At 58.5% G+C, this 14,524-nt stretch carries 12 protein-coding genes and 1 pseudogene; 1 reads left to right on the top strand and 12 read right to left on the bottom strand.

Annotation, left to right across the window (positions count from 1 at the left end):
* Window positions 1-12: 12 nt before the first annotated feature.
* The 11 genes and pseudogenes from ACXHXG_RS15620 to ACXHXG_RS15570 form a co-directional block, all read right to left on the bottom strand.
* Window positions 13-1,137, bottom strand: a complete 1,125-nt coding sequence (locus ACXHXG_RS15620) for an FAD-binding oxidoreductase (protein ID WP_457899871.1) — start codon at window positions 1,135-1,137, stop codon at window positions 13-15.
* Window positions 1,134-2,381 carry an aromatic ring-hydroxylating oxygenase subunit alpha gene (locus ACXHXG_RS15615; protein ID WP_457899870.1) on the bottom strand — a complete coding sequence of 416 codons (1,248 nt, stop codon included), beginning with the start codon at window positions 2,379-2,381 and terminating at the stop codon, window positions 1,134-1,136. The genes ACXHXG_RS15620 and ACXHXG_RS15615 overlap by 4 nt, the downstream gene beginning before the upstream one ends.
* A gap of 170 nt (window positions 2,382-2,551) precedes the next feature.
* Window positions 2,552-3,535, bottom strand: coding sequence for a LysR substrate-binding domain-containing protein (locus tag ACXHXG_RS15610; RefSeq protein WP_457899869.1), 984 nt, complete (start codon window positions 3,533-3,535; stop codon window positions 2,552-2,554).
* Between the two features lie 705 nt (window positions 3,536-4,240).
* Entirely contained in the window at window positions 4,241-5,719 is a 1,479-nt protein-coding gene (locus ACXHXG_RS15605) for an aldehyde dehydrogenase family protein (protein ID WP_457899868.1), read from the bottom strand.
* Between the two features lie 125 nt (window positions 5,720-5,844).
* Window positions 5,845-6,562, bottom strand: a pseudogene (locus ACXHXG_RS15600) (SDR family oxidoreductase).
* A gap of 25 nt (window positions 6,563-6,587) precedes the next feature.
* Window positions 6,588-7,430, bottom strand: coding sequence for an ABC transporter permease (locus ACXHXG_RS15595; protein ID WP_457899867.1), 843 nt, complete (start codon window positions 7,428-7,430; stop codon window positions 6,588-6,590).
* Window positions 7,423-8,274: an ABC transporter permease gene (locus ACXHXG_RS15590; protein ID WP_457900020.1), complete on the bottom strand. Its 852-nt coding sequence runs from the start codon at window positions 8,272-8,274 to the stop codon at window positions 7,423-7,425. The genes ACXHXG_RS15595 and ACXHXG_RS15590 overlap by 8 nt, the downstream gene beginning before the upstream one ends.
* Window positions 8,275-8,303: 29 nt before the next feature.
* On the bottom strand, window positions 8,304-9,374 hold the full coding sequence (locus tag ACXHXG_RS15585; RefSeq protein ID WP_457900019.1) for a quaternary amine ABC transporter ATP-binding protein: 1,071 nt from the start codon (window positions 9,372-9,374) through the stop codon (window positions 8,304-8,306).
* Between the two features lie 79 nt (window positions 9,375-9,453).
* Window positions 9,454-10,305, bottom strand: a complete 852-nt coding sequence (locus tag ACXHXG_RS15580; RefSeq protein WP_457899866.1) for a glycine betaine ABC transporter substrate-binding protein — start codon at window positions 10,303-10,305, stop codon at window positions 9,454-9,456.
* A 65-nt stretch (window positions 10,306-10,370) separates the two neighbouring features.
* On the bottom strand, window positions 10,371-11,243 hold the full coding sequence (locus ACXHXG_RS15575) for a dihydrodipicolinate synthase family protein (RefSeq protein ID WP_457899865.1): 873 nt from the start codon (window positions 11,241-11,243) through the stop codon (window positions 10,371-10,373).
* A gap of 23 nt (window positions 11,244-11,266) precedes the next feature.
* Entirely contained in the window at window positions 11,267-12,514 is a 1,248-nt protein-coding gene (locus ACXHXG_RS15570; RefSeq protein ID WP_457899864.1) for an NAD(P)/FAD-dependent oxidoreductase, read from the bottom strand.
* A gap of 224 nt (window positions 12,515-12,738) precedes the next feature.
* Here ACXHXG_RS15570 and ACXHXG_RS15565 point away from each other — a divergent pair, with 224 nt between their 5' ends.
* A complete protein-coding gene (locus tag ACXHXG_RS15565; protein WP_457899863.1) occupies window positions 12,739-13,638 on the top strand; it encodes a LysR substrate-binding domain-containing protein in 900 nt (299 codons plus the stop codon).
* A 113-nt stretch (window positions 13,639-13,751) separates the two neighbouring features.
* On the opposite strand, the gene ACXHXG_RS15560 is transcribed toward ACXHXG_RS15565, so the two are convergent.
* Window positions 13,752-14,519, bottom strand: a complete 768-nt coding sequence (locus ACXHXG_RS15560) for an SDR family NAD(P)-dependent oxidoreductase (RefSeq protein WP_457899862.1) — start codon at window positions 14,517-14,519, stop codon at window positions 13,752-13,754.
* Between the last annotated feature and the right edge of the window lie 5 nt (window positions 14,520-14,524).

Genomic DNA, 14,524 nt, shown 5'->3' with positions numbered 1-14,524 from the left:
TTGACCAGTTCCCTATATTTCGATTTCGACGGGCGACAGTGGTTTGGAGCAACAGGCGAGGATATATCCTTCCGCGATCTCTTCGCCAGTGATCCCTCCGTCGTGGGACATGTCGACGTCCCCCGATGCCATCTTTACCTTGCACGTCCCGCAGAGGCCAATTTCACACACTGAGGGAAGACGAACGCCGCATCGACGCGCGACCGCAAGTACTGTTTCATCTGGCGTAGCGTTCCCTTCTACTCCCGAGACTTGGAATCGGACTGATGTGCCAGCAGCTCCGGATTCCGCAGCAGGCGGGTGCCGTGTCGTTTCGATGACTACCTCCGCCGTCACCGCCGGAGCGAACGAGAAGGCCTCCTCATGATAGTGCTCCATCGTGAAGCCGGCGGCAGCGGCCAGTGACCTCATCCCGGCCATGAACGGATCGGGCCCGCAGCAGAAGATCTCCCGATCGAGAAGATCGGGAACCAAACATTTGAGCTTCCCTGAGTCCAGTCTGCCCGAAAGTCCCGACCAGTCCGACGACCGATGTTCGACGACAAAGCCGAGTTTCAGGTTGGGCATTAAATGTGCCAGGCACGCCAGTTCGGTGCGGAAGATGATATCCGCGGGCGAACGCGCGCAATGCAGAAAAGTGACATCAGCGTCCGGCGACACATCAGACAGCCAGCGAAGCATCGACATCATCGGCGTGACGCCCGATCCTGCCGAGACGAAAAGCAGCTTGTGCCTCCTGCTCAGGTCCAGCGTGAACGCTCCTGCGGGGCCTATTGCTTTCAACAGGCTGCCCTTGCTCAGGTTCTCGAACATCCAGCGCGTGCCGATACTCGTCGCCTGTGCCTTGACCGTGACGGAGATCGTCATTGGGCGAGACGGCGACGATGCGATCGTATAGGTGCGCAGCAGCGGGCCAGCCGCCGTCGGCAGTTCCAGGGTAAGGAACTGCCCCGCCCTGTAGCTGAACAGCGATGGTCGTTCCGCCTCGAACATGAACGTCTTCACGTCAGGGGCCTCGTCGACCACGTTTACGACACGTAGCTGCTGAGCCGCACCAACCCAGACTTCGCTCGTCCTGGCGGGGCATTCGGGAAGCTGAAGAACAGCCCCCGCGTTGAATGTGGCCATCGAGTTCATGCTACGCTCAACCGTGGCGCGGCGGCCTTGTCGCGAAGCCGCGGAGTTATGAACGATGCATACCATTCGACGAACTGCATCACGCCGCCCTCCTCGAGCTCGGAATACGGCCCCGGCTTGTAGGCAGGCGACATGATCCCGGCGGCGTTGTCTTCTACGACCTGGCGGTCCTGATCATTCGTCTCAATCCAAACATGGGTAAGACGATCTTTGTCGTAGTCGACGCCTTCGACAGCATCCTTGTTGACGAGCCACTTGGTCGTCACCGCTGTTTCGGTTGCGCTGATCGGAAGCACGCGGAAGGTAACGGCGTGGTCGAGCAGATAGTGGTTCCAGCTCGAGGGATAGTGATAGAAGAGCAGAGCCCCGACGTTGCCAGCACCTCCATCGTCGGTCAGCAGCTTGTTGACTGCGATCTTCCCATCCATCGTGTAGCTGTCTGCAGCGTTGAGCAACGGCGTGCGGGTCGTGCGGAACTGTCCCGTCGGATCCACCTTGAAGCGGCTGGCAACGCCTGCGTTCTCGCATCTCGACCACAGCTCGGTGACCTCCGCATCGATCTTTCCGCCCGCGAAACCGGTCGCACTCGGAGCCTCCGGAAAGGTCTTGCAGAGTTCGGGATGGTTCGCCGCGCAATGGTAGCACTCACGATTGTTCTCCCAGACCAGCTTCCAGTTGCCCTTCTCGATGATGGTCATCTCGTGCGCGACTTTGGCATCCTTGAGGCGATGTACGCTCAGATACGGCAGGACATGCTGTCTCACCACGCTGAAATCCCTGGGGTTCTCGGACAGGCAGATGAAAATCGTCCCCTCGACAACTTCGCATGCGATCGGCATCAGCGAATGCTGCGACTTGTCGAAGGTCGCGTCCATGTGACGTGCAAACAGCAGATTGCCATCGAGGCCATATGTCCACTGGTGGTAGGGACAGACGAGCTTCGCCGAATTCCCCTTGTGCTCCTTGCAGATCTTGCTGCCGCGATGCCTGCACGTATTGTGCATCGCGCGGATCGTTCCTTTTTCATCCCGGACGATCATGATGGGATACTCGCCGACCTGGAGGGTCAGGTAGCCGCCTGCCTTCGGCAGCTCGCATTCGTGTCCGGCGAACAGCCATTCCTGGTACCAGATGTGTTCCATATCGAGCTGGAAGATGCCGGGATCGGTGTAGAACGGCCTTTCCAGCGCATGGCCCTGTTTCCTGTTGTCCAGAAGTTCGAGCATCTCGCTTTTTGAAGTCATCGGTCTCTTCCCAGATTTTATCATCTGCTAATTCGGAGCTTCCATTTCGGCTCAGCAGCCGTTGGTGCACGCAAGCTAGCAGCCGTGAAACGCCTGGTATCGCGCAAAAAACTCACCAGGACTTGAGTTCCTCGCATCGCTCTCCGGAGCGGGCCGGAGAATGCGACGGCCTATACGGGAGAGGACAGATGCTCGGAATGGCGCGCCTGATCGAGGATCCAGTCCTTGAGAACAAGCGCCGATGCGGACAGCGTTCGCTTTCCATTCCAGGCGAGACAGAATCCGACCGGATCGCGCATTGAGAGATCGGTGATGCGGACCAGCTTCCCTTGCTTTACCGATGAACTGACGAGCGAATGCCAGCCGAGCGCAACGCCCTGGTTCGCCTCGGCCGCCGACAGAAGAACGGAGTACTTTCCGAACCGTTTTCCACGAAGCCCCTCGTAAGGTATCGAGGCCACCTGCAGGAAATCCTGCCAGCGTGGCCAGTCAGGGTTGGTCCAGTCCATGTGAAGAAGCGGCAGATGCGAGAGCTCGGACACCGGAACGTCCTTGTGGTGTTCCGCGAACTCAAGACCACAGACCGGGTAGATGAAGTCGGCAAACAGGGGTTCGGTGTTTTCGTTTGGCCAAACGCCGGTAGCCGCCCTGACGAACATGTCGACCTCGGCATTGCGGAAGTCCCTGATCTGATCGGAAACCAGATGATTGACGGTGATATCCGGATGGCGGTTCCAGAAGTCAGCCATCCTTGGCATCAGCCACAGCGTCGCGAAGGCGTCGGTACAGGCGAAGGTCACGCTCTCGATACGTGTGTCAGACTTGATGGCCCGGATTGCCACCGAACATCGAGCGAAACTCGCCGCAACCTCGGCGAAGAGGTCCTGAGCGGCCGGGGTCAGCTCGATACCGTTCTTCTCCCGAACGAACAGCTTCACACCGAGTTCTTCTTCAAGCGATTTGATTTGGCGACTGATGGCCCCGGTGGTGACATTCATCTCTTCGGCAGCCCTCGCGAAGCTCGAATGACGAGCAGTCGCCTCGAAGACGGCCAATGTGGTTAGGGGCGGTAGCCCATAGTATTTGCGAACGATGCCTTCCTCCTTCGCGGGCCAAAGCTCCGCAGCATTCAACCGAGCACGATGATCTGTCACGTCGCATTGTCAACGTTGGTCGTGGTCCGGAATGGCGGCCGCCCGTCAAGGTCTCAAGAAGCGACTGCAGCCCGTCCCACGGGTGTGAGAGGATTGGTGAAATCCAAGGCGATCTGCGATCTTGCCGGTTCCAACTGCTTCCGGTAACGGTCACGTTCACGCCGGGATGAAGGAAGGGGTACCAGCTTCATAGCAAATGGACGTAACCTTTCCGGACCCACACTCCCGTGTCGCCGGCGATCAGACCTCCGGGTACTTCCGAAGCGGGCTTCTACACGCCAGCTTTATTGCGATCCTGCCCGTCTCTGGAAGTGCAATCGTGGCGCTCATGGTGTTGGTGCCCGAGATCAACGGATAGCCCATCCTCATCCATGATGATGAAGCGAGCGTCCGCCGTCAGGTTCTCCCGCTGCAGGAAAAGGTCGGCGTATGTATAGCGACGGATGGCATCCCCCCGGGCTCCTTGAGCAATATCTGCCGAGGGCCGACCGCATTGTCTCAAGGAAACTTCATCTTTGAAGCAACGGAGCGACCGGGCGGCTCGATACACCACCGACAACAATCCAGTGCAGATTCCCCGCCTACATGGATGTCGATAGCCTCCATGAGGCAAGCACGAATAGACAGCAGAAATGGCGTCTAAACGGACCTCGCACTTCCGTGGATAAGAACGATCGGAAATGCTCAGCGGTCGCCGGCGCACTGTCAATTCTTGATGTACCAACCCCATCGCGCTTCCGTGACGTACTTCGTTACCTGCTTCGTCTCGAGGTAGTTTTCAAGACCCCAGCGTCCCAACTCACGGCCGATGCCGGACTGTTTGTATCCTCCCCACGGCGCTTCGGTGAACGTTGGCTGCGAGCAGTTGATCCATACAATCCCGGCCCTGAGGGCCGACGCTACGCGCTCACCCCGCGCGTCGTCCTTTGTCATGACCGCTGCCGCGAGCCCGAAGCGAGAATCGTTAGCAAGAGCGATCGCTTCGGCTTCCGTTGCGAAAGGACGTACGCAGACAACGGGACCAAAGATCTCCTCGGTCCAGGCGGCGCTCTCCAGCGGAACATCGGTAAGAACCGTAGGCTCGATATAATAGCCCTCCTGCAAGGCGTCGGGCCGTCTTCCGCCAGCCGCAAGCGTCGCTCCAGACTGCGTCGCGGCTTCCACCGCGTCGGTCACCTGCTTGTGCTGTTTGGCGGAAACGAGCGGCCCCAGCAGAATTCCTTTGTCCATGCCATTTCCGATAGTGATCTTGCCGGACTCCTCCACAAGACGAGAGAGAAGCTTCTCGTAGAGCCCCTGTTCGACAAGCACGCGGGAAGTCGCTGAGCAGACCTGCCCCTGGTTCCAGAATATTCCGAACATGATCCACTCGACGGCCTGCTCGACGTCGGCATCTTCAAACACCACGAAGGGCGACTTCCCACCGAGTTCCAGGCTGACACGCTTGATGTCGCGTGCTGCCGCGGCCATGACCTTTGACCCGGTCGGGACCGATCCGGTGAAAGCGAGCTTGTCGATACCAGGATGGTCGGTGAGCGCTTGGCCAGCCTCCGAACCCAGTCCGGTGACGACGTTGAGGACGCCGCGAGGCAGACCCACCTCCTCCGCGATCGCCGCCAGCTCAAGTGCCGTCAACGAAGTCAGTTCCGATGGCTTGAGGACCATGGTGCACCCGGCAGCCAGCGCTGGCGCCACCTTCCAGGCGGCCATGAGCAACGGATAGTTCCAGGGAATGATCGCGCCTGCGACGCCCACCGGTTCCTTGACCACCTTCGACGTGAAACGGTCGTCCGGGAGTTCGATCTGCTCTTCGGGCTTGTTGTCTAGTTGCTCTGCGAGACTTGCGTAGAAATCGAAGCAGCCTGCGGCGTCGCCGATATCCCATTCGGCTTCCGGAAGCGGCTTTCCGTTGTCAAGAACTTCCAGCCGCGCGAGCTCGCTCAGGCGGTTCCTAATGCCTTCGGCGATCGCACGGAGGTACTGCCCCCGCTGACTGCCGGACATTCTCGGCCACTCGCCCTGGTCGAACGCCTTCCGGGCAGCTCTGACCGCCGCATCGACGTCGTCCGCTGTTCCGGCCGCGACCTGGTGAAAGACCTCCTCAGTCGCAGGGTTCACGACGTCGATCGTGCCTCCCTTCTCAGATTTCACCCAAATTCCGTCGATAAACAGGTCATTACGCATCTAGTTACCTTTTTGTATCCTAAACGAGAGAGGTTCGATCTGGAGAACCGTCAGTTCCCGTGGGACGACCCGCGAAGCGAAGTCCTTCCGCAATCCGACGCCGGACGCTCTCCCCTGTCTGCGTGTCACATGTGTCTTGTCATGCCACCATCGACACGGAGGTTCTGCCCCGTGATGTAGCCCGCATCGCTGGATAGAAGGAACGCCGCCGTCTTAGCGATCTCAGTGACATGGCCGATACGCCGGAGCGGGATATCCAAGTTGATCTCCTCGCCATGGTTCATGCTGTCAATGTAGCCCGGCAGGATTGAATTCATCCTGATGTTCTTTGGGCCATAAAGGTCGGAGTACATTTTCGTGTAGGCAGCGACCGCGGCACGGTAGGCACAGGAAATCGGATAGTTTGCGTCGGGTTCGAACGTGGCTAGCGTGGTGATGTTCAAGAACGCTCCCCCTCCCTGCTCGAGCATCGCCGGCGTCGCAAGCTTTGCCATCCGCTGGATGGAAAGCACGATCGACTCGTTTGCTTCAATCCAGAGTTTGTCGTCGATATCGAGAAGGTTGCCCGTGGGGGGATGGCCTGTGTTGTTCACCACGGCATCTATCCTCCCAAAGGCTCCAAGAGTGGCGGCAACGAGATTCTCCAGATCGTGAAGATTGCTCGTCGATCCCGCCACACCGATCCCGTCCAGCTCTTTCGCCAGTTCCGATCGCCGAATTCGAAGGAGACATCAGAGCGACCCTGTATCCGCGGCATGTCAGTTCGCGCGCGATCGCAGCGCCCATCCCTCTCCCGCCGCCCGTTATAACCGCTACCGGGCTCTCGACCTTGTTTCCGACCATCGACTTCTCCATGCGTTGCTGTATGTCAGTTCTTTGAAAGGTAGACGTCCGGGATCGCACCGCGGAACGTCCGGTCCATCACGATCGCTAGGATGACAATGGCGAGGCTGGCGCGGACGCCGAGGCCGAATTCCATGCGCGTCAGTCCTCTGGTGACTTCTGCGCCGAGTCCACCAGCTCCCACGAGGCCAGCGAGGACGACCATCGCAAGAGAAAGAAGGATGCACTGGTTCACCCCGACGAGGAGCGTCGGAAGTGCAGATGGAAGCTCGATCTTCCGGAGGATCTCCGACCTCGTGGCTCCTATTGCGGCACCAAGCTCCAGTCTTTCATGCGGAATCTGCGCCATTGCCAGGATGGTCAGGCGAACCATCGGGGCGATCCCGTAGATAATGGTGGAGATGAGCGCCGGAACAGTACCGAGACCGAACAGGATGACTGCGGGAACAAGGTAGACCCAGGGCGGAAGGGTCTGCATCATGTCGAGCACGGGCCGGGATGCCGCCTGGAGCCGCGCGCTCCGCGAAAGAAGGATCCCAATCGGAATTCCGATGGCGATCGAAAAAATCACAGCAAGCAGCACGAGGGCGATCGTCTGGATCGTAGCCTCCCACATGCCGATCGTATCGCAGAACAGGAGACCGATGAGAGTCAGAATTGCGATACGCCTGCCCGAGAGAAGTAGCGCAGCTACGGCCAGGATGCAGGCGACAACTGGCGCTGGCGCTGCGGAAAGGATCATGACGATCCCGCTGACCCAGAAGTCGAAGAACGCGGCAATGGCAGAAAACAGGCCGTGGTAGTTGAGGTTCAGCCACGAGAGAGCTGGTCCGACTACGGATCCCGGAGAAAGCTGTAGACTATCCACGTTTAGCCCCCGATCTAAAGTTTGCAAGCCTCTGAGAGAAGCGGTCGAGCACGATGCTAAGGATGACGATGGCGATACCAGCGTTGACCGACTTGTCGATCTGAAGAGTTCGCACCGCCTCGTAAACCGTTTGTCCCAGGCCTCCAGATCCGACAATTCCTGCAATGACGACCATGCCGAAGCCGATCATGAGGCTCTGGTTGACGCCCGCGAGGATGGACGAGAACGCGAATGGGATGCGGATCTTGAACAAGGCATGGGACGGCTTCATTCCCACGGCCTGACCCAGTTCGCGGAATTGTGTGGGGGTCATCCTTATGCCGTGCGCCGTAAGACGCATCGCGGGCGGAATCGCGACAAGGCTTGTCGCACACATGGCCGTGGCAGGCCCGTAGCCTACCAGCGCTATGCCCGGCAGAAGGTAGATATAGGCGGGCATTGTCTGAATGAAATCGAGTACGACGTCGCTGACCTTGTTCATTCCGGCAGTCAGACCCACCAGTATTCCGGCCGGGATCGCAATGATCAGAGCGATGAGTGTCGAGCTCAGCACGAGGGTCAGCGTTGCCATCGTGTCGGCCCAAAGGCCCATGGCCTGACATAGCCACAAGCCTGCCGCGGCAGCCACGGCGAAAAATCTTCCGACGAAGAACCACCCCGTAATCAGTACGATGGCGATGAATGCCCAGTAGGGCGTGGCCGCGAGCACACTTTCGAGGCCGTTGAATATACCCTCAAGGACAAACCGAATGAAATCGAAGAAACTCGTAGCATTGTCGGTGATCCACATCAGACCGTCGTCTACGATTGCGTCGAATGGATCTGTGATGTCGAACATTTCAATTCCTCCCCGGCGCGAAGTTGCCGGACCGCTCAATGAGCGTCGATTCCGCGAACCGCTTTCAGCAGGGCTTCACGCGTTACGACACCGACAGGCCGGCCCTGACTGGTGATCATGATCTTCTCAGCGCCGTGATTGAGCGCCAGATCGATCATGGTCTGCAGGTCGTCATCGACGGTCGCCTGCGGCATCTCCGATCCCGAAAGGGCGGCCGATTGCAGCGCACTCATGATCGAGTGGGCCTTTACGAGGCGCAGTCGCGAAATGCCTTCGACGAAGTCCGCAACGTAGTCGTCGGCCGGACGGAGCACGATCTCTTCCGGAGTGCCGATCTGCACGATCCGCCCCTCCTTCATGATGGCAATACGGTCACCGATGCGGATTGCCTCTTCAAGGTCGTGAGTGATGAAGATCGACGTCTTGTTCAGCTTGAGCGAAAGCTGCCTGAACTCGATCTGCAACTGCTTGCGAATGAGCGGATCCAAAGCGCTGAACGGCTCGTCCATCAAGAGGATTTCAGGATTCGCGGCCAGAGCACGGGCGATGCCCACGCGCTGTTGCATGCCTCCGGAGAGCTCGCCCGGATAACGCTCGGCCCAGTTGTCCAAACCGACGGTCTGCAAGGCTGCCCGACAGGTTTCAAGCCGCTTGCTCTTCGATATCTGCTGGACTTCGAGTGGGAGGGACACGTTCAGAAGGACGGTCCGATACGGAAGCAGCGCGACGTGCTGGAACACCATGCCGAGGTGCTTGGCGCGAAGCTCGCGCAGGTCCGCCTCGTTCAGCTTGCAAACGTCCCTGCCCCGGACGATCACCTCGCCAGTGCTAGGCTCGATCAGGCGGTTGAAGTGCCTGATAAGGGTAGATTTCCCGCTCCCGGAAAGCCCCATGATGCAAAACGTCTCGCCTTCGAACACCTCGAACGAAGCGTTTGCGACGGCCACGACACTTCCGTACTGCTTCAGGATCTGATCCTTGTCGAGTGTTCCTTTTTCGGCAGCCTTGACGGCGTCCGAAGATTTGCTGCCAAACAGCTTCCACACCGAGCGGCACTCGATGACCTTTGCCCTCTGCGTGGTCTGCCGGTCTTTTACCAGGTTCATCATATTCATGACGCCTCCATCCCAAGTTGAAGCGAAGAGGCGCTCGGGAGATGCCGAGCGTCTCGACACGAACATGATGTCACTTAGACATCACCGACCATTTGTCGATCAGGTCGGTATGGTTGCTCCACCAAGTGTCGACCGCCTGTTCCATGGTTACGCCCTTGTCGTTCATCTCCGCGTTCATGGCGGTGATATCATCAATCGGCACGAACACGCTGGCCATGACTTCGCGACGATGTGCATCTTCGGCAGAGAAGCCCTTCTTCGCGATCCAGTAGTATGTCTGCGGCGGCGGGAACACGCCCTTTGGATCCTTGAGGAACTTGACCTTGAATTTGAGTGCCATCCACGACGGTTCCCAGAGCATCGTTACGATGGGTTCCTTCCGTTCCAGGGACGCCTGCAATTGCGCGGTCATCGCAGCGGTGCTGCCGTCGACCACCGTGTACTTGAGGTCGTAGGCCTTGATTGCGTCGCTGACCTGGCGCATGAGGCCGGTTCCGGGCTCGATGCCAACGATCTTGCCGCCTACCTTGTCTGCATATAAGTTAAGCTGATCGACGGAGTCGATAGGCGCATCCGCGGGGACGACGATGCCCTGGTAGAGCCCGTGCGACAGGGTCGAGACCTTTTCCAGACGATTCTTGCTTTTCGCCCAGTAGTCCTGACTGATGTAGTTGATCTGTGACGCGAGGATATCTACGTCGCCCTTGGAGAGCGCGGCAAAGGCGATGCCCCACTCCTGGAACTTGGTGACTTCGACCTTGTAGCCCTCCTTCTCGAGGAACTTCTTGGTCACAAGAGAAATCGGATAGAGATCCTCCCAGGGCATGGTGCCCATCTTGATGACCTTCTCCTGCGCCTGAACGGACACAACGCTCATGAGCGTCAGCGCCGCAGCGGCAACAAATTTCAGGATATTTCGCATATTCGTTCCCTTTCCTTCTTAGAGTTATGTCGAATGCACGTCTTTGTTTTCCTTGCCATCCCTGGCTAGGCGCTCAACGATTCAAGCGCACGCTGCAGTTCCCGGTCTTCGTCCGCGCCCAGTTTCGCGAGGGGCTTGCGAACATTGCCAGTGCCGTAGCCCCGTAGCTGCGAAGCACGGAGAACGGAGGGCGTGTAGTGAGTGCGCCAGATGAAGAGAAGTGACGGAAGCATGCGACGCCACAGGGCGAAGGCTTCCGCGTATTTGTTGGCCGTGACCAGCTCGTAAAGCGCAACGGCTTCCCGCGGCATGTAGTTCGCGCCGCCCCAAATCACGCCTTTGGTTCCCGCCAACAAGGAGTAGATCGTGGTCGTGTCTGCTCCGTTGAGGACGCCGTCTGTTATCTGCAGATACTCTTGATGGACCGTGAGGTCCCCGGCGCTGTCTTTGATATAGTTGAAGTTCTTTAGCTCGACGAGACGCTTCAAGAGATCCGTCGAGACAGAAATCCCGGTCGCCTGAGGAATGTTGTAGCCAACAATGTCGATCGAGATCGCAGCGTCGATCTCCCCGTAGAACGCGACAAGCCCGTCGTCGTCGGAAGGTCCTTCGAAGTACGGAGGCAGAATCATCAGAGCGTCCGCCCCGATACCCTCGGCATGCTGCGAGCGGCGGACCACTTCGTCCACGTTCAGCGCCGATGTCTGGCAAATGATCTTGCAGCGACCGTCGATGCGCTTTGCGCCGAGCTCGTACAGATTGTTGCACTCCGTCTCGGTGAGATAAGGGTGCTGACCGGTCCCGGCCCCGAGGACCAGACCGTGCACCCCTGCATCGATGTACTTCTCGATGAGCTCCTCGTAGATCTTGTGGTTGATGCTGCCGTCGTCGTTGAACGGGGTCTGCATCGCGAGATTGATGCCCTTCAGGTCCGCCATCTCAATGTTCCTTTCTAAAATATTTAGACTTCGTTGCCCGCTTTTTTGAACCGCCGTCCGGTTACGAATCGCACGCCAAGGGATGTGATGAGCTTGGGATAGGCGCGGCTTGGCGGAACTTTCCGTTTCAGGATTTCGATCGTGGGCGAGGAGCGGCCGGCGGCCAGTTCTGCAACCGCCTTGCCAAAAGCAGTTCCGCGGGACACGCCGGTGCCATTGCAGAAGGCCGCGCCAAAGACGTTGTCGGCAAGCTGTCCGAACACCATGCCCCCGTTTTGCGCGAGAGTGAGCAGTCCGCCCCAGCTCGCCTCGAAACCGATCTTCGACAGACCGGGCCAGCGTCTATCGAAGGCGACCTGCTGATGCTTGCGGGTGTCCATGACCTGTGCACGGGTCATCTCAAAGTCGTTCGCATACGAGTATACGTTTCGCAGGAACAGGCGATTGTCGATGGTGCGGCGGACGGTGGTACCGAAGCTGTCGGCAGGTATAAGGCCGTATGCGGAATGGGTGCCAGCCTGGGCGAGTTCGGATTCCGTGAGCGGCCGGGTCATGCTGGCGAACGTGTAGACCGGGATCGCGGTGTTCGGATAGTAGCCAAACTTCGTCAGATGCCCGGCCGTGCAGATGATCACCTTCTTCGGCCTGATCGTACTCGACGCGGTCTCGAAGACATGTCTCGGAGAGCCATACTGAACTCCGGTAATGGCAGCGTTCTCGTGGACCGTGACGTTCTTCGGCAATACCCGAGCGGCATTCTTCAGGTACTTGGCGGGCTGGAGCAGAATGGTGCCGGGGTGGTGAAGCGCTCTGATGTAGTGCTTGCTTCCGGTAATCGAGCGGATCTCATCCTTCTCGACCCAGCGATAGCTCTGCCCCATGCGGTCGAGCGCTTTCGAAAAGCTTATCAGGTCTGCCACGCCGTGGTCGGTGGCGGCGCTGTGATACTTGCCCTGCGGATCCCAATCGCAGTCTACGCCGTGTTCCTGCACCGCGGATCGCAGGTAGGCGTTTCCCTCAAGATTGGCGTTAAGCTCGTCGAGGTTGCCTTGAACATCCTCGACAAAATCATGCTTTCTCGGGTTGTGCGCAAGATCGATAGCAAAGCCCATGCATCTGCCCGACGCGTTGTTACCGATCCTTCCAGCATCCACGAGGATTACCGACGCTTCCGGCTCCAGCTCGGCGTACCGACGGGCTGCATGAAGCCCCATCCAACCGGCTCCCACCACAAGGCAATCGCACTCGACATCGCCCTTGAGGGGGATCAACGGAAGCTCCGGGCCGGAAGTCAGGTACCATCCTGATGGGGTCCCTTCGGCATGCGGCGGAGGAATTGTGATGCGTGAGGACTGGGAAGAATATGCAGGCGAATTCATCTACCGATCTTTCAAAGCTGAAAGTGTGGCCACAGGCCCACCGAACAAGGCCACTGTAGACGTCGAAATGTGACTTCTGTAGACTGAAAAGAATACCTCTGGTATGAATTCAGATCATGTCAAAGCTTCGTCACATGCTCCCATCGACCCACTCGCTCTTCGTGTTCGAAGCCGCGGCTCGGAATCTCAACTTCAAGCTGGCCGCAGCAGAATTAAATGTGACGCAATCGAGTATTTCTCACTCGATCAAAGCATTGGAGCGCCACTGCAAGATTGATCTCTTTCTTAGGGATAATAGAGGCGTGCAGCTAACTGCGGCTGGCCGCCAGCTATATGAGGATGTGCGGGCTGGCTTCGGACGTATCGAGCAACGTCTGCGAGCGATCACAACGCCGGAGACGCAGTATATCACTATAGCGGCCTCAAGTTCGATGGCGGCTCACTGGCTTGTTCCCAACCTTCCCGGATTCCAGCAGCTTCATCCAAAGCTAAAGATCAAGATCGTCACGACGGACAGGGACATCGAACCCGATCACGAGGTGGACCTTACGATCTGGCTCAGGCCCAAGGGATTGCAGAGGCAGAACTCGTGGCATGTGGCGGACGAAGTCGTGTTTCCTGTCTGCTCGCCACTTTTCTTGCAGGCCGCCCAGATTCGCTCCGTCGAGGACCTGGTCGCCCATCAACTCATTCACTCATTCGACCCCAACAGGAAGCGCATGAGCTGGAGCGAGTGGCTTGATCTGGTGGGATTGGCGCCTGCCGAGATAGAGCCGAACCTGGTGTTCAACGACTATCAGCTCGCGATGCAAGCCGCCCTTGCTGGCGAGGGACTCGCGCTGGGCTGGTCTCTCACGGCCCAGTTCCTGCTTCGCAAGAAGATGCTTGTCAGACCTCTGGACCAGGAAATTCGGACCAACAACGCGTTCTACTTGATCGCCGGTGAGAGATGCACAAAGCTGGATGAGATCATGCCGCTCGTGGATTGGATACTTGCGGAGGCAGGGAGAGCTTAAGGACACTCCCGCGGTTGGGCGGGTGTCCGGGCAGTTCGCATCAGCCTGTACGACGGCGCCCGGACAGATCTGATATTATCAGATTTTATGGCGGAGGCAGTTCGCCTCGTCCCTTATCGGATGTAGCTGCCGCCATTCACGTCGATCGTCGCACCATTCAGGGAAGCCTGAGAGGACAGCAGCAGGAAAGCTACAAGCTCGCCGATTTCAGAAGGGGCGGCCATTCGTCCGATGGGAATATCGGCCACCGCTGCTGCCTCGCCGCTTCGATCAATCCGGGGCTGGACCATCTCAGTTCGGACCCATCCCGGCGCAACCGCGATCGCAGTAACCCCCTCTGGCCCGAATGAACGAGCAATGGATTTCGTGAGGTTGAGGATCGCCGCCTTTGTGGCGCCATAGGGCATGGCGTTGCCCACGTATCCCCGCAAGCCCGCACGGCTCGCGATGTTGATGATGCGACCATCTCCCCTCTCCCTGAAATGCAGGATTGCTTCCTTGCACAGATCGGCCGCCGCGAAGAAGTTGATCTGGAATTCTCTTCTCCACACAGCGTCCCATTCCTCCGGTTCAGCTTCCACTGTCACTTCCGAACGGATGCCCGCGTTGTTTACGAGTCCATGAATATCGCCCGCTACAGCGCGGGCTTGTTGCCACAGGTCGCGCGCTCCGGAAGGATGAGAAAGGTCGGCCTGAACTATGAATCCTTTACCGGAAATGCGGGCCAGAAGAGCTTCGGCTTGAGTATTCCCACGACTGAAGTGAATGACGGGAGTCGCCCCGGAACTGGCGAGGCGCTCCACGATCGCCTCGCCTATTCCCCCGGTCGCACCCGTCACGAGCACGGTCTTCCCTTCCAGCATCAATCTTCCTCCGCTCATCCCGC

The organism is Rhizobium sp. LEGMi-198b (assembly GCF_054114205.1).
Note: the sequence above shows the minus strand (reverse complement) of the source record. Positions and strands in the feature narration are given on the sequence as shown.